Annotated in this window: 21 protein-coding genes; 8 read left to right on the forward strand and 13 right to left on the reverse strand. The window is 52.2% G+C overall.

What is annotated here, in order from left to right; genetic code table 11:
* Positions 1 to 24 precede the first annotated feature (24 nt).
* From CRP01_RS26025 to CRP01_RS26060, 8 genes are all read right to left on the reverse strand, one after another.
* On the reverse strand, positions 25 to 219 hold the full coding sequence (locus CRP01_RS26025) for a hypothetical protein (protein ID WP_099153050.1): 195 nt from the start codon (positions 217 to 219) through the stop codon (positions 25 to 27).
* A 72-nt stretch (positions 220 to 291) separates the two neighbouring features.
* Entirely contained in the window at positions 292 to 1,428 is a 1,137-nt protein-coding gene (locus CRP01_RS26030; protein ID WP_099153051.1) for a TlpA family protein disulfide reductase, read from the reverse strand.
* 87 nt (positions 1,429 to 1,515) lie between these two features.
* Positions 1,516 to 2,673 carry a glycoside hydrolase family 172 protein gene (locus CRP01_RS26035; RefSeq protein WP_099153052.1) on the reverse strand — a complete coding sequence of 386 codons (1,158 nt, stop codon included), beginning with the start codon at positions 2,671 to 2,673 and terminating at the stop codon, positions 1,516 to 1,518.
* Between the two features lie 108 nt (positions 2,674 to 2,781).
* The gene (locus tag CRP01_RS26040) at positions 2,782 to 2,979 is read right to left on the reverse strand and encodes a hypothetical protein (protein WP_099153053.1); all 198 of its coding nucleotides are present in this window, start codon (positions 2,977 to 2,979) and stop codon (positions 2,782 to 2,784) included.
* Positions 2,980 to 3,061: 82 nt separating this feature from the next.
* On the reverse strand, positions 3,062 to 3,718 hold the full coding sequence (locus tag CRP01_RS26045; RefSeq protein ID WP_099153054.1) for a hypothetical protein: 657 nt from the start codon (positions 3,716 to 3,718) through the stop codon (positions 3,062 to 3,064).
* A gap of 1 nt (position 3,719) precedes the next feature.
* A complete protein-coding gene (locus CRP01_RS26050) occupies positions 3,720 to 4,223 on the reverse strand; it encodes an RNA polymerase sigma factor (RefSeq protein ID WP_222845814.1) in 504 nt (167 codons plus the stop codon).
* A 78-nt stretch (positions 4,224 to 4,301) separates the two neighbouring features.
* A complete protein-coding gene (locus tag CRP01_RS26055) occupies positions 4,302 to 6,386 on the reverse strand; it encodes a T9SS type B sorting domain-containing protein (protein ID WP_099153055.1) in 2,085 nt (694 codons plus the stop codon).
* 21 nt (positions 6,387 to 6,407) lie between these two features.
* On the reverse strand, positions 6,408 to 7,253 hold the full coding sequence (locus CRP01_RS26060) for a helix-turn-helix transcriptional regulator (protein ID WP_099153056.1): 846 nt from the start codon (positions 7,251 to 7,253) through the stop codon (positions 6,408 to 6,410).
* Positions 7,254 to 7,464: 211 nt separating this feature from the next.
* On the opposite strand from CRP01_RS26060, the gene CRP01_RS26065 reads away from it, so the two are divergent.
* The 3 genes from CRP01_RS26065 (at position 7,465) to CRP01_RS26075 (ending at position 9,895) form a co-directional block, all read left to right on the forward strand.
* Positions 7,465 to 8,442: a phytanoyl-CoA dioxygenase family protein gene (locus CRP01_RS26065; RefSeq protein WP_099153057.1), complete on the forward strand. Its 978-nt coding sequence runs from the start codon at positions 7,465 to 7,467 to the stop codon at positions 8,440 to 8,442.
* An 88-nt stretch (positions 8,443 to 8,530) separates the two neighbouring features.
* Entirely contained in the window at positions 8,531 to 9,325 is a 795-nt protein-coding gene (locus tag CRP01_RS26070; RefSeq protein ID WP_099153058.1) for an SDR family NAD(P)-dependent oxidoreductase, read from the forward strand.
* Between the two features lie 93 nt (positions 9,326 to 9,418).
* Positions 9,419 to 9,895: a GNAT family N-acetyltransferase gene (locus tag CRP01_RS26075; protein WP_099153059.1), complete on the forward strand. Its 477-nt coding sequence runs from the start codon at positions 9,419 to 9,421 to the stop codon at positions 9,893 to 9,895.
* A 29-nt stretch (positions 9,896 to 9,924) separates the two neighbouring features.
* On the opposite strand, the gene CRP01_RS26080 is transcribed toward CRP01_RS26075, so the two are convergent.
* From CRP01_RS26080 to CRP01_RS26095, 4 genes are all read right to left on the reverse strand, one after another.
* Complete coding sequence (locus CRP01_RS26080) at positions 9,925 to 10,632, reverse strand: hypothetical protein (RefSeq protein WP_099153060.1); 708 nt, start codon at positions 10,630 to 10,632, stop codon at positions 9,925 to 9,927.
* The gene (locus CRP01_RS26085; RefSeq protein WP_143473537.1) at positions 10,625 to 11,215 is read right to left on the reverse strand and encodes a DUF6915 family protein; all 591 of its coding nucleotides are present in this window, start codon (positions 11,213 to 11,215) and stop codon (positions 10,625 to 10,627) included. Before CRP01_RS26085 ends, CRP01_RS26080 begins: the two co-directional genes overlap by 8 nt.
* Positions 11,216 to 11,435: 220 nt before the next feature.
* Positions 11,436 to 12,332, reverse strand: a complete 897-nt coding sequence (locus tag CRP01_RS26090; RefSeq protein WP_143473538.1) for a hypothetical protein — start codon at positions 12,330 to 12,332, stop codon at positions 11,436 to 11,438.
* Between the two features lie 78 nt (positions 12,333 to 12,410).
* Positions 12,411 to 12,995, reverse strand: a complete 585-nt coding sequence (locus tag CRP01_RS26095; protein WP_099153063.1) for a TetR/AcrR family transcriptional regulator — start codon at positions 12,993 to 12,995, stop codon at positions 12,411 to 12,413.
* A gap of 274 nt (positions 12,996 to 13,269) precedes the next feature.
* On the opposite strand from CRP01_RS26095, the gene CRP01_RS26100 reads away from it, so the two are divergent.
* The 4 genes from CRP01_RS26100 to CRP01_RS26115 all read left to right on the forward strand — a co-directional run bounded on the left by CRP01_RS26100 (position 13,270) and on the right by CRP01_RS26115 (position 15,644).
* Positions 13,270 to 14,367 carry a serine hydrolase domain-containing protein gene (locus CRP01_RS26100; RefSeq protein ID WP_099153064.1) on the forward strand — a complete coding sequence of 366 codons (1,098 nt, stop codon included), beginning with the start codon at positions 13,270 to 13,272 and terminating at the stop codon, positions 14,365 to 14,367.
* Positions 14,368 to 14,438: 71 nt separating this feature from the next.
* The gene (locus CRP01_RS26105) at positions 14,439 to 14,768 is read left to right on the forward strand and encodes a hypothetical protein (protein WP_099153065.1); all 330 of its coding nucleotides are present in this window, start codon (positions 14,439 to 14,441) and stop codon (positions 14,766 to 14,768) included.
* Positions 14,769 to 14,802: 34 nt separating this feature from the next.
* Positions 14,803 to 15,339, forward strand: coding sequence for an RNA polymerase sigma factor (locus CRP01_RS26110; protein WP_394337771.1), 537 nt, complete (start codon positions 14,803 to 14,805; stop codon positions 15,337 to 15,339).
* Entirely contained in the window at positions 15,336 to 15,644 is a 309-nt protein-coding gene (locus tag CRP01_RS26115) for a hypothetical protein (protein WP_099153067.1), read from the forward strand. Before CRP01_RS26110 ends, CRP01_RS26115 begins: the two co-directional genes overlap by 4 nt.
* A 4-nt stretch (positions 15,645 to 15,648) precedes the next feature.
* Here CRP01_RS26115 and CRP01_RS26120 read toward each other — a convergent pair whose 3' ends face one another.
* Positions 15,649 to 16,119 (reverse strand): PH domain-containing protein, encoded by a 471-nt coding sequence (locus CRP01_RS26120; protein WP_099153068.1) that lies wholly within the window; start codon positions 16,117 to 16,119, stop codon positions 15,649 to 15,651.
* Positions 16,120 to 16,237: 118 nt separating this feature from the next.
* Between CRP01_RS26120 and CRP01_RS26125 the strand changes: the two genes are divergently transcribed.
* A complete protein-coding gene (locus tag CRP01_RS26125) occupies positions 16,238 to 19,102 on the forward strand; it encodes a response regulator (protein ID WP_099153069.1) in 2,865 nt (954 codons plus the stop codon).
* Positions 19,103 to 19,125: the final 23 nt, after the last annotated feature.

Consider the following 19,125-nt stretch of genomic DNA (forward strand, 5'->3'; position numbering starts at 1 on the left):
GTTTTTCCGTACAATCAAGCCGGGCTATTCGGACCTTTGTCGCCGGGAGGCTCGCTTAAAAAACACACCGGCACAGATAAGCAGCAGACCGACGGCGAGTACGATTTTTAGCGGATCGTGGTAGGGCGAATCATTGGGCACAAAGACATGTACGGCCCCGATCAGTACCGAAAGGATACCGATAATATGAAAGGTATTCGATGCAGAGGATGATTTCATAAAAAGATTTTACCCAGTAGGTTGAAAAAAAGAGCTGATCATTACACCCTGCCTTGTTTTTTTATAAAAACGCTAAAATAGTAAAGCGGCTACCGCTTCATCGTAACCTCCAAATACCTGTTCTACTCTACCGGTAGCGTTGAGCAGGACAAAAGTCGGGAAAAAATAGACAGAGAAATCTTCGTTCATGTTGCTCTCTAAGGAAAAGGCCGGGAAGGGAAATGCCTTCTTTTCCAGATAAGCCTTTAGGGCATCCGGAGTGTCGACCGGACTGCTGTAATAAAAGTTCAAACCGGGTCGTAAACGGTAGTGTTTACGCTGCATTTCCCGCAGGGCGTATTCACAGCCGCCGCAACCGATGAACGAAAACATGATGAGGCTTTTACGGCCCTGGTCACCGTATAACTTCCGTTCTTTTCCATCCAGAGACCGGTAAGTATTATCGGCCACCTGGGCCCCCACCGAGATCTGCCGTTGGTGCCGTTCTTCCTCCAGGTCCCCTTGCGTGATCGTCCGGTAGTGTTCGGGTATAGTGAATTTCGAAAAAGAAAAGTCCTGGGGCAATCCATCGAATTGAACAGTCCGAAAATGGGTATTGATAACCTGCAGGGTATCCCCCGCCCGAATGGCGATCCGGCAAATCCGCTGCACACTATGGCTATGCTGATCTAAGTAATACTGCCGTTCGTGCCGGACGATCTGCGTGCTGTCCGAGAAAGAAGGATTTTCGGTGATCAACGAGTACACATAAAAGGCTTGACCGGCAATAAGCGTATCCACAGCCCGGTCAAAAGTAGCGCTGGGTTCCAGTTCAAAAGGCGTGGCTGAGAAGATCCGCAGATTGTCGAAATAAGCCGGATCCGCTTCGATATCCTGCGGATCGTGCAGCACGATCATTGAGGGATCATCGTGCCTTATTTCCCGGTAACTGGTGCCGTCAAACAGCAATTCCGCGCGAAAAGTGTTGGCGTAAAACCCGAAGCCAGTAGTGCTCCCTGTCAGTTTCACATAGGTGATCTCCGCCGAATCCCGGAAAATGGAACCATTGATCCGGGTATCCCATTCGGAGTAGTAGCGGTACTGAACGTTTTGGCTTTTTTCGATCTGTTCCAACGCAGCGGACCAGACCGCTTCGGCGGAAGGTCTTTCCGGCTGACAGGCAGCGAACAGCGTGGCTGCCAGCAGCATCGGCAATAGGGTGTTTTTCATGGAGAACGGCATTTTTACAGACTGAACGCTGAAAGGGCGTCCGTCTTAAAGAGATTCCATGCCGTTGTGGAGTTGTATGCTGTCCTTTTATCTTTTATGGAGCAATTCCAAGCCCGTCGTCCTGGCCTCCACGGAGGGCAAGGGAGTCAGGGGTGCGCTGGGAACCGACTCGTACCAGAAGGTTGCCGCCGACCAGTCGTCTTCCCGCTCGTAGTAACAGCACCCGATCTGTTGCATCGTGATCCGGCATTCCTCTTTCCAGTAGATCGGATCGGGGATGTGCCAGCGGTACATGGAGATGTACTCGGTTTGCATCTCTTTTTCCTTTTCGTTGGGATAATCGTAGGCCATGATGGTCGAATCCGATTTGAAATTCAGATTGCAACCGTGGTACTGAAAAGTCGTTTCCTGAATACCGAACGACAAGCCCACCCAGTCTTCACTGCCTGTCCCGCAAATGGTCGGATATTCCTGATCCCCATCCATATAGATCTTGATCTCGCCTTCGCCCCACCAACCGGGATGGAGTGTCCGAACGCCGATCACCGCACCGATGAAGCGGCCTTTGCCTTGCCGTTTCGGCAGGATCTCAAAATCGGCCCGCTGGGTGGTCGGATTTTCCCGCCGGAAGTTCACGTGCATTCTGCCGATGTCTGCATCATGCTGGTCGTTGATCGTGTAATCGATCTGGTAGAATAAACGGAACCGCTTATCCGATTCGTTCTTCAGCACTATTTTCGCACTGCGGGTGAAGGGCATGGGCAGCCAGAAGTTGAGTGCCTCCATTTCTCCGATCGTGTGCACGGCGGATTCATAGGCGGTCGGAGTAGCGTGAGCCGCCCCCATAAAATCGCCCAGCGGGCAGGCGATACTGGGGTATTCCTGACCGTCCCAATACGCCACGATCAGGGTGCTGCGCAGAATATTATCCAGGTCCTTTCGGTTTTCCTTTGCCCAATCCCCGGTCATCCAGATATGCCGGATGGTCCCGGAGGCCTGCACATCGAAAAGTACGACCTCTTCCCCGGGTTCGATGTATTTAAATGGAGCACCTTTCCGGCCCGGGCCGGTCTCTCCCACGGCTTTTCCGCCGGCTCCCGGTTCACCGGTGGGGTTCTCAAAAGAGACGGATCTGGATTCGATGGGCGTATTCACCTTATACAGTTCCAGTCCCTCTCTTATTTGGGCAGAAACTCCGGAACACAAACCTGCCGCCAGCAGGATTATCAGTGCCTTTTTCCACATGATCTTATTTTTTCCACCAAAATAAGGAAGCAGATGAACAGCTCATTATCGATGGAAATTTTTAACCTTCATTCCTGCCCTTCAGGCCGGATCCCGAACTGTTTTCGGTCAGGAACCGGAAGCGAAAAAGGCCGTTACCTGCTGACGGAATTTTGGCGACTTCGCAAATACCATCAGCAGAAAACCCAGATTAAATAGCAGGATCTCGTAGTACCAGGGATATTCATCGGGGATGACTACAAAAGAAAAGATCATTATCAGGATCCCGGTAATTCGGATGATAGTAAGCCAGTTCGGATTTAGCATAGTCTGTAATTTTGTGGTTAGTAATGCCGGCTAAAGACCGGTTTACCCGGTATGTTGAAAAAGCAGCAACATCATTACACTTTCAATCCTCTTTTTTTGCATCCAGGGATTGGAGGTAGTATTTGAGGCGATCCAGGTAGCGGCCGAATTTGAGGTGTTGCATATACTTCTGGAAAAAGAAGGAAAATACCCCAACAAGTACCGGTAAAAGGACCAGAAGGAGGCCTCGAATATCCCAGTCCAAATCGTGCTCACGAAAAGCATAGGCATAATAAAACCAGGTGAAAAAGACAGGCGACATGAATGTATCAGAGTAAATATTGAAGCGCATTGCCCGCTCCATAACCTGAATAAAACGTTCCAGTGAGGTTTTGACATCTTCCGTTGACCGTTCCAGTGCTCCGATGAAACGGTAGGCCCGGTGGTTAAAGAACAGCATACAGCAAAGGGATACCGATAGGGTGCCATAAAACAGCGTAGTCTCCCGGGCGCTGAACAGAAAATCCAGGGGATGGAATTCCCGCGGTGCCAGGGCCGAACCCAGGCTGGCGCCAATGGCGATCACAGCAACTGTCGTACCGATCAGGAATTTAAATTGTAAGGCTCGTTTGATGCCGGCCAATTCGGTACCGGAGCTTCGGCGTATTCGGGTACGCACCGCCTGCTCGTCGAGTATATCTTTCCTTTGCACGTCAACATTGACCAAATTCCAGGCCGATTGCAGCTCTGCCAGTTCCATATTACTTCGACTTTATTTTTTTGGATATTTTTTTGCGGATCCGGGTCATTTTTACCCGGACATAGTTTTGGGTTATGCCCATAATTTCAGCAATTTCTGCGTGGCCTTTTCCCTCCAGATGCAAAAGCACGACTGCCCTTTCTACCTTGTCCAGTTGGGAAATAGCCCGGTACATCTTTTTCAGGCGTTCGTCTTCCAGTTCATTCCGACGTTCGTCGACGACTTCCCGGAAGTCATAGCTCTCGAAAAACAGCAATCTGCGCTTTTTTTCTTTCCGAAAATCCTGAATGGCTACGTTCAGCGCCACCCGGTACAGCCAGGTCGAGAATTGTGCTTCCCCGCGAAAGGATGGATAGGACTTCCAGAGTTGCACGAGTATTTCCTGGAAAAGATCCTTACGGTGCTCCTCATCGTCGCAGTACATTCGGCACACCTTGTGGATAATCGCCTGGGATGCAGTGATCTTTTTTACAAACTCCTGTTCTTTTGCCTTTTTATCACTCAAAAGAAATTGCTTTGTTTGGTCTGTTGCATTTTCAGGCTGATCATTACAATTTTTACGGATTTTTTTTGGTCCTCTGGTTTACCACAGCAAATTCACTTCGCCACTCAGCGGTACTACTTCTCCGTCCAGATAGCGCAAGCGGGCCATGAACACGTAGACGTCCTGCCCCAGTACCCGACCGTTCAGCCGGCCGTCCCAGGAACAATCGCTCGCGCAGCTCGCCCGGTAATAGAGCAGGTTGCCCCATCGATCGTAGATCGAAAAATCCAGGATCTCTTCTACCCCCAAACCGGTAAACAACCGAAACTGATCATTGACCCCATCCTCATTGGGAGAAAAAGCATTGGGAATGTAAACCGCCTCGTCCTTGGAAACATCCACCTGGAAAAAGGCTTCAACGCTACAACCGAATTCATCGGTCGCCCGGATGGTGTATAAGGTACTCCGCAGGGGCCTGACCTCCGTATTGGCGCAGGTCGGACAGGCGACACCATCCGCCGGGATCCATTCGTAACTGAGCGGACCGGAAGCATTATCCGTGATATTTATCGAAAGGCTTTCTCCGAGACCGATCTGGCCGCTGAGCGGTACGTTCAGCGTTATCCGGCGCGGTTGGGGAACGGTAGCCGTAACTGAAAATACACACTGATTCGCATCTTCAATCCAAACTTCGTAGTCACCCGGCATCAGGCCGGAGACCAGGCTTTCCGTTCCGTAGGTACGGCCGCCGTCAATGGAATACCGATAGGGCGGTGTTCCTCCGCTTGCCGACATTTCGATGACGCCGTTCGTTGTGCCGTTACAGAAAGAACTACTCGTGCTGACTTCCGCACTCAGGGGCGCGGGTTCCGTCACGCTTACCGTTTTCAGCGCCCGGCAACCTTTGGCATCCGTCACCGCGATCTGGTAGTTACCGGCGGCCAGACCGACGCGGTTGGCTTCGGTGCTGCCGTCTTCCCAACGGTACTGGAAGGGGGCCAGACCAGCCTCTACGCTTAGCATGATCGCCCCATCGGAACTACCGCTGCAAGCTGGCGATAAAACATCTGTATTCAGGGCAGATTCAGTCAGGTAAACCGCTTCGAGGCAATAGGTCGTATCACAGCCGTTGGCAGCCGAAATATTGGTACAGATCAGGGTATCGCGATCGATCAGATGGCCCTGAAAGCTAAAAGTCTCTCCCGGACACAGGGTATCGATACGATTGACGATCGTCACGGTATCCACCAGTTCCGCACTATACCGTACGATGGAATCACAGCCGAACTGGGACGTATAGGTCAGTTCAAAAGATTCGCTGACGGGGATCATCTGGCCCTGGTATTCGATCTGTTCGCCTTCGCAAAAAGTAGTTTCGATCGAGGTCACCGGAATGTCGTGGACCACTATCGTAAACGTATCGTAAGCCGGCGCTCCGATCTCAAAAAAACCGAAATCATCCAGCGCAAAATCATTGCCGTTCGGATTGGTATTCTGATTGACGATGCAGATCTCCGCCTGGGTAGCGCCACCCGACTCCCAGATCTCATAAAATTGCCGCCATTCGCAATTCTGGGTACTGGCCACAAAGGTCTGACCGATCTGCTGTCCGTTGATGGAAAAGCGGAGGGCCGCCGGATTCGGCTGCAAAATGGAAGTCAGCCAGGTCGAAAAAGCGTAGGTGGTATTGGATTCGATATTGATCGTCTGACACCACACGGACAGATTGGCCACCGGCGAACCGTCGACGACCATCATCAGCCCGTTTTGATTGGTGTGGTCCCGGCAGTGCTCAAAATACGAGGGGCTCAGGTCGTTGGCGTCATCGAATACACCGTATACGCCCTGGGTCGGATTGGCACCGGGCGAATAAACATAGTTGCTGGTAAATCCCGTATTGCCGGCGCTAAAATCGCCGTTGATGATCAGGTTCTCTCCGGCAGCAGGGATGGTTTCCACGATGTAGGTGGTCGTTACCGGAGGTGCCGCTACCGGCGTGTGGATGGTCGGGTTGTCAAGTCCGCTTACCGGCTCCCAGCGGTAGGTCGCGAAGCTGGGATCAATGGCCAGTTGCACACTTTCCCCCCGACAGATCGTAAGGGTATCGTGATCGGCAAAAAGAAACACGGAGTGGAGCAATAAAAGAATAATAATAGAGCAGCGGGTGAAGCAGAGATCTTGCACTGTTGAGTTATTCGTTTCGTTTTAAAGCAGGAATTTTTGTTTGAATGCCAAAGGATTTATTCCCGTAATTTTCCTAAAGGTACGATTGAAATAAGACAAACTTTCAAAACCGCAGGCAAAACAGGTTTCGGTCACGTTTTTGTCCTGCAGCAGTAGTTTTTTAGCCTGGTTGATGCGATAATGATTGAGGAATTCGGTGAAGGTCAGGCGGGTCATTTTTTTAAAATAGCGACAAAAGGCTGCGTAGGAAAGCCGGCAAACCGCTGCGGCCTCTTCCACCGTGATCTTACGTTGGTAATGCTGCTCGATAAAGCGGAATATTTCTTCCAGCCGGTCTTGCTCTTTTTGTTTATAGAAGTGTTCGAAGGGCCGTTCGTGCAGCAGTTGCCGCTGCTCGTCCTGCGCCAGTACCGCCAGAATATACAAAACCTCAATAAACAGGGCAAGCCCCTCCAAATGGGCCAATCCCTTGACCCGCTGACCGATCTTTTGTTTACAAGCCTTACTGAAAACGATGCCGTGGGCGGATTCGGAAAACAGCTGCCGGATCCCCGCCAGTTCGGGGCTTTGCGTCAGTGCATTGCCCAGGAAATCCTTGCGAATGTGCAGCACCAGTTTTTCGTATTCCGTCTGAATGCCGTAATCGAAATTCAAATGGGGAATATTCGATCCGATGAAGACGAGATCGTTTTCCCGATACCGCGCCATGTGGTGCCCGACGTGCCGGTTGCCGTCCGCTCCGTCGATGAACACCAACTCGTATTCCGGGTGAAAGTGCCAGAAGAAGAAGTCATTGAGCCGGGGGTTCACCATGAGGTGGAAGGAGCTGTCTTCGCCGGTGCGGATGGTTTCGTATTGGATTTTCATGGAGGTGTGAGGGTTGTGAGGTGTCAGGTGAGAGGGGTCAGGGGTGCAGGGGTCAGGGGATTTATACAAGTATATCAATTTTAATGCTGAAAAATACATAAAATATCACAATAGTTCAAAAAATGAGCATTATTGGGATAGCCTGGGCCTGGTTTATGACGGAAATTTGTAGGGACGAAAAACTTCCAATCCTTCACCAAAATTACAAGACATGACCGACCAAAATACCCGCATGATCCCCAATAATGCGCACAAGGAAATTCCGGGCAATCCATCGACTGCTACCAGTAGTAAGAAGCGCCTGAGCGATCGCGAGAACGGCGAACCGCTGCGCGTGCTGAGCGAAGCCGACTGGGCCTTCTGGAAACACAATGGTTACATTGTGATCAAGAATGCCGTTCCGCGGGAGCAGGCACAACGCACGGCTGATTTCCTGTGGGAATTTGAGGAAAAAGACCCCAACGATCCGGCAAGTTGGTATACGGCTCCGCGTGCAGAGATGAAAATGAAGGAACTCACCGGCACCGGTATGGTAGAAGTCTACAACCACCAACACCTCTGGAATAACCGCCAGATGCAACGGGTATATGATGCGTTCGTGGATATCTGGGGCACGGAAAAACTCTGGGTGACTATTGATCGGGCCAACCTCAATTTCCCGATGCGCCCCGGTCATGAGTACAAGGGGTTCATTCATTGGGATTATGATCCCGAAACCAAGCCGCAAAACGTACAGGGGGTACTGGCACTGGCCGATCAGACCGATCCCAACATGGGTGGGTTCCAGTGCATTCCCGAGCTGTTCCGCACTTATGACACCTGGAAACTCAGCCAGCCGACCGACCGTAACCGCTTCCAACCGGATACTTCTGGCTTTGAGGACGATATCGTCAAGGTACCGCTGGAAGCCGGAGATCTGCTGATCTTCCACAGCGCCCAGCCCCACGGTATCCGCCCGAACCGGTCCGGCGATAAAGTGCGCATCGCCCAGTACATTTCTATGATGCCCGCCGAAGAAGATAACGAAGCCCTGCGCCAATGGCGGGTCGATTCCTGGAAGAACCGGATCGCTCCGGAGGGATATGCTTTCCCCGGAGATCCGCGGAACTGGGAACAAACTAAATACGATACGGCGGAATTGAGCCAGCTGGGTAAAAGGCTATTGGGATTGGAGCGTTGGATGATCTGATGACGGAATGATTGGATGATCAGCCCCGTTTCAACGTAATCGGAGGATAAGTGTTATATCTACTTTCCGAATCAACAATGATATTGAGATGAATTTAGAATTGCAGGATAAAACGGCCCTCGTTACCGGTTCTACCGCCGGTATCGGGCTGGCTATTGCTAAAGGATTGGCCGCAGAAGGAGCCGAAGTGATCATCAACGGTCGGACCCAGGCGAGGATCGATGAAGCGATTGAACAGATAAAAGCAGATCTGCCCGACGCCCGAATCAGCGGGATAGCGGCGGATTTTGCGGATAAAGAAAGTGTAGACCAGTTGCTGCGGGAAGTTGATCGGGTAGATATTCTGGTCAATAATGTCGGTATTTTTAAGCCGGTGGATTTTGCCGATATCAGCGATGCCGACTGGCAGCAGATGCTGGAAGTGAATGTACTGAGTGGCGTGCGCTTATCCCGGCACTATTTTGGAAAAATGATGGAGCAGAACTGGGGCCGCATTTTGTTTATTTCCAGTGAATCCGGCGTCCAGATCCCGGCGGAAATGATCCACTACGGCGTGAGTAAATCGGCTCAGATCGCACTGGCCAACGGTTTGGCCCGATTGACCAAAGGCACCCAGGTAACCGTCAATTCGGTACTGCCCGGACCGACCAATTCCGAAGGCGTCGGTGATTTCCTGAGCTCCCTGGCCGAACAGGCCGATAAGACCCGTGCCGAAGTGGAAGCGGACTTTTTCAATAAAGAACGCCCCAACCACCTCCTGCAGCGCTTTGCGACCCCACAGGAAGTTGCCAATCTGGTGGTCTATCTGTCCAGTCCGCTGGCTTCGGCGACCAACGGTGCGGCCATGCGGGTGGATGGCGGAACGTTGCCGACGATCTTGTAGAACGAAATTCATTCGCTCGTTCCGGACCGAAAGATCTGGAAAACTTTCTCGAAGATATTGCCCCATTGAACCGGATCGTGCAACTTGCACAGCATGATAGACTACGAGATCAATCGCTTAGAGGAACCCACACCGGAGGATGCCCGGTATCTGAGCCGGATCAGTAAGGCTTCCAAAGCCCACTGGGGGTATCCGCCCGAATGGCTGGAGCTATGGCAAGAAGACCTGGAGGTATCTCCGGCGTACCTGGCCCAAAATCAGACCTTTGTACTCTGCCTCCGGCCGGACCGGGCATTCATCGGCTTCTGTGTCATCTGTGAAGCATCCCCGGAATTGTTGTGGGTGGAACATCTCTGGCTGCTTCCAGAGTATATTGGGCAGGGGCTTGGTTCCGCCCTGCTGCAGCGGTCATTGGAAGAATGTATCTTACCGGAACACCGGTCCGTGCGGGTGGTCGCTGATCCCAATGCCGCGGCCTTTTACGGCTCCCGGGGATTTTCGGTGATCGATTATCATCCCAGCCAGCCGGGAGACCGTCGGTTGCCGGTCATGGAAAAAAGCCTGGCTTAAGCTGGTTGTTTAATTTTTCTCCCTGGCTTTCAGGGCTTCTTTCCGAACAGCAGCATGTCCTGATCCTGATGATCCTTATCCACAGCGTATTTGATGATCGACCGCTCATCCAGCAGGATACCGGTATGGTTTATCTTCCCTCCGAAGTGGATTTCCCTGTGTACGAGCTCTTCGGTTGAAGATGATCGGAAGTGCTCTTCAATGAGGTCCAGCAGGGTCTCCGTTTCCGCTTCGTTATCGTCTTCAGCATCGGAACTGTAGCCGATCAGCAAGCTCCGGTCCTTTCGCTTCAGGTAGGCCAGGTGTCCGTAAAACGGCAATTCATTTTTTTGCAATCGGTTCAACAACTTTCCGACCGTTTCAGTATCGGGAATAAGGAGCGGCTCTTTTAGGATCTCCTGATCAAAATTATCTTCGTCTCCATCCTCGTCGTAGCCGTAAGCAAATTCGTGGTAGCGCATCCGGATGGCGCCGGTGTCGTCCCGGTAGATGCTGCCGCCACCTTCATTGTAGTATTCACCGGCATTGGGCAGATCAAACTGGAAGATCAGATAGCCGGCCAGGTCTCTAAACATACTGTTTGCGGAATAGTCTACCGGCTTTCCATTCACGGTAAACCAGATCGGTGTTTCATCGCCTCCGGCATTCCACCGGACTTCAATGGGAGGCAAACTGCCGGACTCCTTCTCCAGGCGATCAAAGAAAACCTGCAGGGCATTTTCAAGTTCTTTATCCATCAGATTCGAGTTGTTTTAATTGGGAAATATCCGGAGAGAATTGCCACTTTTCCCGAAAACGGAAAGTCCGCAGAAGGGTGGATATGTTTTGCTCCGGTGGGATGTGCGCGCGCAGTTGTTGGGCGGCCGAAGCTCCCAGCAGTTCTTTTGCCAGATAAACGCCAAAATCGCTACAGGTGATGATCCGGCTAATCGCCAGTCCGCTGATCAGAAAGGGATGGTCGATAAAATCCTGCATTTCCGGATTTTCGACATCCGGTTGGTGGATGGTCAGTCCGTCCAGCGTCTTATTGTTCCCAAACCAGTCAAAAAGTGTAGGTATTTTTCCCCCCAGATCTTCCCGGATGTGTTCCGCAGCGATATCGCGCACCAACACCTGACGGCCGGTTTCCACTTCCAGATAATCTCCGAATCGGCGAATGCACAGTTCGATACCGTAGGTATGATGGAGTAAGATCCGGTGCTTGATGTGGAAGTAAAAAAGTTTGGAAGCATCCAGGAACTTGTGAATGGGATAGTAGACTTCGGGAGGGCCTCCGAACTTTTTGGCGGAGAGCTGGCTGTGTACCCAGATATTCATCATTTCGAGTTTTGATTGCGCGCTAATAGTACTGTTAAAAGTACATCTTTCCCCACCTACGAAGTTCCCTAACAGGAAAATATTTTTTGCAGCATTACCTACCTGGATCAGCCCAGCAGTATTCCATCAAAGCCGTCCGGCGGGCCGGGGATCCGCACTTAAAATGGTCGGATCCCCGGCCTGAACCCGGAACAATACCGCGCGCCAATGCCAATACCGTTCATCAATTGCCGGATACCAATTTGTCATCGCCCAGCTTTTCCAGTGCCGGATCGGGATAAAGCTGATCCTGGGGAAAATCATCAAAGGCAAAATCACGGATCTCAAGCTGGTGCAGGTGTTGCTCCGGTTTCTTTTTCGGACGATTCAGGTAGACGATCTGGCGGTGTGGAATAAGTATCCCGTCGATGTCTTGCCAGTCTGCGAATTGAATGGAACCGTAAAACGCACTGGCTCCCGGCATTTTCAGGTAAGTCTCCCGAAGGGTGTAGAGGGCAAATTCCAATAGTCCGGTCTCCCGGTTGATCCAGAGTACGTACTGGTCGTGTTCCCGGTGGGGTTCGGGCTGCTCCCAGCTCACAAAGACCTGATCGTACCATTGACCCCGGAATTCCCGCTCGCCGGCATAGCTGATGATCGGCGCCCGCAGCATACGATCCGGCAATTCAAAGAAGTACTGGTAAGCGGACAGCCCAAAGCCGATCCGCTCGTTGTAATTCGTAAAGGTCAGCGTTCCTTCGGGATCTACTTCGTAGTAGCGCCAGCTTTGCAGCCCGGCCCGTTCACCGGTCCGCGAGCCGCTAAGAAAGCTTACCTGACTGTCGAAAGTGCCGATCGCATAGCGAAACTGCAGGTCTACCTCCGCTTCCGGCCAGGGTTTGCCCAGTTTTCCCATCAGGCCTTTCCAGACATCTTTTCCCTGGAATGAATACGTCCGGTGTTGCTGCAATTGATCCAGTCCCTGTTTTTTCCAGGCTTTCTCCAACAGCATTTTACCCCTGGCGGTATTGGATGCGGTAATGCCCTCCCGCTCGATCAGAGGGGTACGAATATCCGCCATACAACCCTGGAGCAACCAGGCACCCATTAAAAATAAAACGATAGTAAAAGGAGTTTTCATGGTAAGTTGAATAATTGTATGTACCAGTCGGTACAATAATGGTGAAAAAATTTTATACCTCAGAATCCGCCAAAAAATTTAGCGGCGGATCAGTTGAAAGAACGTATCGAGTGAGCTTTTGAAATTTTCCGCTTCCCGATCCACCCGGGACAAGGTGGACTCTCCATAAACCAGATCGAAAACCATACGCGTGAGCCGATCGGCGGAGATATCCGCACGGACCTCTCCCCTATCCTGCGCCTGTTGCATGCATTTTTCGGTGACCACAAACCACCGGCCGAACTGTTTCCGGGCGGCCTCCTGCAATTCCCCCGGCGCGCTACCTTCCTCAATGGCCATCCGCTGGATCAGGCAACAGGAATTGAAGGAATTACTGACATTGTAATCGGCGATCATGTAGAAGTAATTCTGCAGTCGCTGCAGGTAACTCTCCTCAGACGGGTCCTGAAAACATTTCCGCATCATTGCCAGAATATTTTCGCTGTAGTACTCCAGCGCAGCCTTGCCAAATCCTTCCTTGCTTTTAAAATGGTAATAAAAAGAACTCCGGGGAAAGTCGGTCTTACTCAGGATCTCCTCCACCCCGGTATGGTGATACCCCTGGCGGCGAAACAATAATTCTCCAACCTGTAAAACCCGGCTCAGATCGTGTCTTTGGCCCATTTCCAAATTATTTTAATCCAATAATCGACGGCAATTACTAATTGTACCGATCAGTACAATAAATACAGCCCACTGCAGCATAAAGTTTAAGCAAGGCCAAAAAAATCAATTTTTTTGTAACCTTTTTTTGCCTGCCTGGTCCAATGCACCGAAATAATTCAACGAAGTGATTTCCGACCCGCCCGGACTTTTGCGATCTGCAAACTTCTACAGACTGCGTTCGGGTCTACGGCACAAGCGGGTTAAGATCACTGTAAAACCAAAACATCCGACCATGCAATCAAGAACATTATTTTTCTCCCTGCTGCTGCCACTTTTTCTGGCCGGAGGGCTTGTTACAGCCGAAGCACAATCCATCAAAAAACTCAGCGGGGAACCACTGGAAATAAAAACGCTGAATGGCCACATCCAGCATCTGCTCGATTCCCTGGAAATGGCCGGCCTGTCCGTCGGGATCATCAACGACGCCGAATTGGTGTACCACGAGGTATTCGGAGTGCAAAACCGCACGAGTGGAGTGCCGGTGAACCGGGAAACCATATTCGAAGGCGCTTCCCTCTCCAAACCTATTTTCGCCTATTTCGCGCTCAAGATGGCCGAGAAGGGCATTCTCGATCTGGACCGGCCTTTACACCAGTACATGCCCCATCCCGCCATAGCGGAAGATTCCCAGGAGGATTACCAATTGATCACCGCCCGCATGGTGCTGTCCCACAGTGCGGGTTTCCCCAATCACAGCAACGGGCAGCAGATCGAACTGCCGTTCAAACCCGGCGCGGGCTTCCGCTACTCCGGTGAAGCCTACCAGTACCTGGCCGCCATCATCGGCCAGTTGCACGGCGTCGGCTGGAAGGCGGAGTTCAATAAGATCTTCGAACGGGAAGTCAGCCGGCAGCTGGGCATGGAGCACACCTCCTTCCTCTGGAACGATTATCTCGCAGCCCACAAGGCCTACGGCCACAAAGATGGCGAACCGACCCACAACGATACCGGCGGCTGGAGCGGAAAGACCTTTAATGCTTTCTCGAGCATCCACTCCGAGGCCTCCGAATACGCTAAATTCCTGATCGCCATGTTGAAAGGAACCGGACTGAAACCGGAAACGCGGGATGAAATGCTCCGCGAGCACAACCACTTTGCGGAAGACGAGCCGATGCGCCAGGAAACCGGACAGACGGGCTGGGGACTGGGTTTTGCCCAAAAGCCTACGCCCTACGGACTTATGCACCTGCATACGGGGAACAACCATAGTTTTCAGGCTTACGCCATGATCGTCCCCGAGCAGCAATACGGATTGGTTATCTTTTGCAATTCCGATCAGTTGCTTCCCTTCCTCGAAGGTCTGGAGCAAATTCTGGGCGAACAATTTTGAGCCGGGCGCGCAGGGGCCGGACACCGCTCCTGCGCATTCCCGTGTCGATTACAAACAAAAATTAACACGATATGGAAAATATCAGCGAAACGCTGGGTGGACTGATCATCGTCGGTGGTGCAGTAGCCATCGTTTATATTTTGGCCCGCTTCAATTATCTGATCCGCAAGGCCGCCTACGAGCGGGGCATTGAACTGTCTTCCAGGCAAAATAAGTACCGCTACGTCGACTACGGTTGCATCCTGCTGGGACTGGGGATCGGATTGGCGGCGTCCTCTTTTTTCACCCTGCTGGACCTCAAGGAAGACACCATGGACCTGCTGGTATGGGCCACGATCCTGATCTTCGGTGCATTGGGGCTGATCGCGACTCATTTCATCCGAAAAACCCTGGAGGACTGATATCGAAGACCAGGATCGACAACTGATCGAGCGTATCAGAGCGGGGGATCGCGGTGCTTTTCGCCAATTGGTGGACCGGCACAAGGACGTCTCGCTGTCTCTGGCTTTTTCTATTCTGAAGGATCGGGATGGTGCGGAGGAGGTATTGCAGGAAGTGTTCCTGCGGGTGTTTGAGAAGCTGGGCAGTTTTCGTTTTCGATCTTCTTTCCGGACCTGGCTGTACCGCATTGTGGTCAATACCAGTTACAATGCGCTCAAAACCCGGAAAAAATACCTTCCGCTGGAAGACTTCTGCCTACATACTCCCGTGGGTGCCCGACCGGCGGACGGCCCGCAGAGCCTGCAGGAGGAGGAGCAAAAGAAGTACATTACCGAAGCCATGAAACGCCTCAAACCGGACGAAGCGCTGGTGCTCCGCCTGTTCTACCTCTGCGATATGCGCATTAAGGAAATAAAAAAGATCACCGGTTTCGGTACGGCTAAGATCAAGGTCGACCTGCACCGGGGACGTACCAATCTTCAGCACCAGCTAAAAATGATGCTGGGTGATGAACTAAAAAATCTGCTATGAAAGACGATGAAACCAGAAAACTGGTACAGAAAAGCCTGATCACTACTTCGGAGGATTTTACCGATCGCCTGCTGCGATCGATCGAGGCCGAAGAAGCGAAACCGGCCCTGTTCCCCTGGCCGGCGAGATTGATCCTGCTCTGCAGCGCCGGCGCACTGCTGTTGGGAAGTACGTTTGTCTATCTGATCGCGCATACCACTCCGGGTCTGTTGCAACCACCAGTGCTTGCCTTCGCCGGGTTTGTGATCCTATGGCTCATTTATTACGTGCTGCAGTTGCGGGAAAATTACCGGCAATTGGTCTGATCCATCAGTCGGCATCCTTTACGGCCGCCATTTTTTCTTCCAATACCCGCTTGAACGCCTCCGCCTCTTCCGGACTGACGAAGATCTCGTAGCCGGCTCCGTAGCCGATCTTCCAGCCTTTCCAGGCCAGGGCCGCCCGAACATTGGAGTTGATATAGGTACTTTCCTCAATCCATTGTATCCGGTCCAGCGAAATACTACGGCTGAAAAAGCCCATCACCCAGACCAAAGACTGATCATTGATCTCGTAGTGCGTATCGCGAAAAAACCTATACAGCGTGTAGGCCAACGTCAGCACAAAAAGGCCGATCAGTGCAAATCCCGCGACTTTTCCCACACTCCATACTTCCGCCGTCAGCGCTCTTTTCAGGGAGAAAAAATAAGTAATCAGCAAGAGCAGGGGCAGTCCCAGAAATACCGAATAGGTCAGTGTATCCTTTTTTGCCTCAAACCGGGCCATATCCTTTTTTTCCACTAAAATATATTATTTTTCAATTTTCCGGCACCGCCAGGTCCGGAAGCCTTGCAATACTACCGATCAAAAACTTAGTTTTGTTGCTCCTGTCGATGGAAAAACTACACGCTACACACCCATGAGTACCTACTGCCCAAGAACAATACCACTGCGCCGGATGCTCATCACCGCGCTTTTGTTTCTGGGAGGTTTTGCGCCGGTCCCCGGTCAGCAATCCATCTGGGTGATCGACTCCTCCTGGTACTTTACACCCGCTCCGCGGTGGACGCCCATCGAGCCGTACGTAGAAATGAAATACGATCCGGAAGCACAGCTTAATTTCGAAGATATCCGGGATCCCTCCGTCTCCTTTAGCCCGATGGACGCAACGGATCTCCCCCCGCTCTGGGACGGAAAGATCTGGGCACGCCTGAGCGTACGCAACACCCTTCCGGTAGAAGCGGCCTGGACCTTCCTGATGCACGTCGATGCGGGAACATTATACCTGGAACAAGCCGATGGCCAGTGGGACGAACGCCGATTCGGCAGCAATCGACCGCGATCGGACTGGGATGCCCTCCGGAAGATCCCGGTTTTCGCTTCGCCCTATATTATCCAGCTGTCCCTGCCGGCCGGTGCCGAGCGACAGGTCTACATCTGCCTGCAAGACCGCTCTTATCATCCCTGGTTTGAACTCCGGGCCATGTCGCGTCCCAACTTTCTGGAAGCATCCGTAGATATGTTCATCAACAACAACTGGGCCCAGGGGCTTTTCCACGGTATGTGCTGGATGATGATCTTGTTCGGACTCGGGACATTCGCCCTTAAAAGGGACCGTACTTATCTGTACTTCGCGCTGTATATTCTCTCCGTATCGGTCTATCTGTTCTTTCAGATGGAAATGGACAAAACGTTCTGGATCTCGCAGTATCCCCGTTTATCCCGGGTGTTGGCCAATGCAGCCCTGAACGGGGTGGTCGCCTTCAATTCGCTGATGATCATTCACTTTTTACACCGGGACGGCTGGCGCCCCGATATCAAAAGACTGATCCGATTTTATTTTTACGCCGCACTGATAGGAGGTACCATTACCACTTTCCTGCTGGCGGTGGTGCCGCTCGATAGCTATAATCATACGACCAATGTCTGGCTGCTCTTTCCACTCCCGCTGTTCGGATTATTGGGTTTGCTTTATCTCTGCTATGTCTACCTGCGGTCCAGGAATATGCTGGCCCGTTTTTTTGCCATTACCAACCTTTGTCTTTTTTTCGGTTCCATCGCTTTCTACTACTGGAGTTATACCGGCCTCATTGCTTACCGGGAAATAGAAAGTTATCTGTGGCCCGTCTGGATTATGCAGGCCGGCTTCGTTCTGCAGATGGTAGCCGTGGTGATCAGTATGGGCTACCGCGACCTGCTGGTGGAGCGGGAAAAAGTCCGCCTGGCCGAAATGGATCACATCAAGTCCCGGTTCTTTGCCAATATCTCCCACGAATTTCGCACACCTCTAACTCTCATTCTGGGCCCCATCCAGGAAATGAAAGCCAGAACCGTGGATCCCTGGTGGCGGGATCAGCTCCGACTAATGCAAAAGAATACCCGCCGGCTGCTCCGCCTGGTTAATCAGATCCTGGACCTGGCCAAACTCGACAGTGGGAAAGCAGAACTTCACCTCACCAGACTGGATATAATTGCCCTCGCCAGAGCGCTGACCTTTTCCTTCCAATCGCTGGCTGAACAAAAACAAATTGAACTTCAGGTAACGGGCGATACCGAAAACCTCCCGCTGGTGCTCGACCGGGAAAAGATCGAACAGGTACTTCTAAACCTGCTGTCCAATGCCTTGAAATACACACCCCGGCAGGGCCGGATATCCGTGGACATCCAGGACGAGTCCACTGCGGTCCGGATCAGTATTACCAATACCGGAGCGGGCATCGCACCGGATCACCTCCCGCATCTGTTCGAACGCTTCTATCAGGCCGATACACCCGGCTACACGACCGATCAGCCCAGTACCGGTATCGGACTGGCCCTGACCAAAGAGTGGGTGGAACTACACGGTGGAGAAATTACCATGGAAAGTAAAGTGGAAGAACGGACCCGTTTCAGCATCAAACTGCCGAAGGAACGCGACACAGATCCGTCCATACCGGAAGAAATACGATCGGAGATCAGGATACCGGCTACCGTTCCCGAAACGGAGATACCTCAGGCGGAGACCGATACCGACCGGTTGGAAAAGAGCAACAGCGATCAACCCAGCCTGCTCATCGTGGAGGACAATCCAGATATCCGCCGCTACATCCGACAGGCACTCAACGGTATCTATCAGATCACGGAAGCTGCGGACGGTCAGGCCGGACTGGAAACGGCCAGCCGGTCCATCCCGGACCTCATTCTGACGGACGTCATGATGCCCAAGATGGACGGCTTTGAATTGTGCCGGCAGCTAAAACAACAGGAAGCAACCAGCCATATTCCCATAATTATTCTTACCGGAAAGGCATCCCGGGACAGCCGGCTGGAAGGGCTCGCTACCCAGGCCGACGATTTTCTGGCAAAACCCTTCGACGCCGAAGAACTCCGGCTGCGCATCCGCAACCTGCTCCAAAACCGGGCGCTCTGGCGAAAACGCTACCACCAGCCGGGGCTACTCGACCCCAGCCCGATCGAAATACCGTCGCGCGAACAGGCCTTCCTGCGGCAGGCCAAGGACATCATTGAAGAAAACCTCGGCGACGAATCCTTTACAGTCGAACAACTCAGCGCCGCACTTGCGCTGGATCGCACCCAGCTTTTCCGCAAACTGCGGGCCCTTACCGGCCAGAATCCCAGTCGCTTTATCCGGACCATCCGCCTGAAACGGGCCCGGCAGCTCCTGGAAGCGAATGCCGGTACGGCGGCCGAGATCGGCTTTATGGTCGGTTTCAGCAGTCCGAGTTATTTCAGTAAATGTTTTAAGGAAGAATTTGGGATGACGCCGGGTGAGGTTGGCAATTAACAAAATGCGGTGATGATCCGTAA

It is taken from the genome of Flavilitoribacter nigricans DSM 23189 = NBRC 102662, from assembly GCF_002646595.1.
GTDB lineage: Bacteria > Bacteroidota > Bacteroidia > Chitinophagales > Saprospiraceae > Flavilitoribacter > Flavilitoribacter nigricans.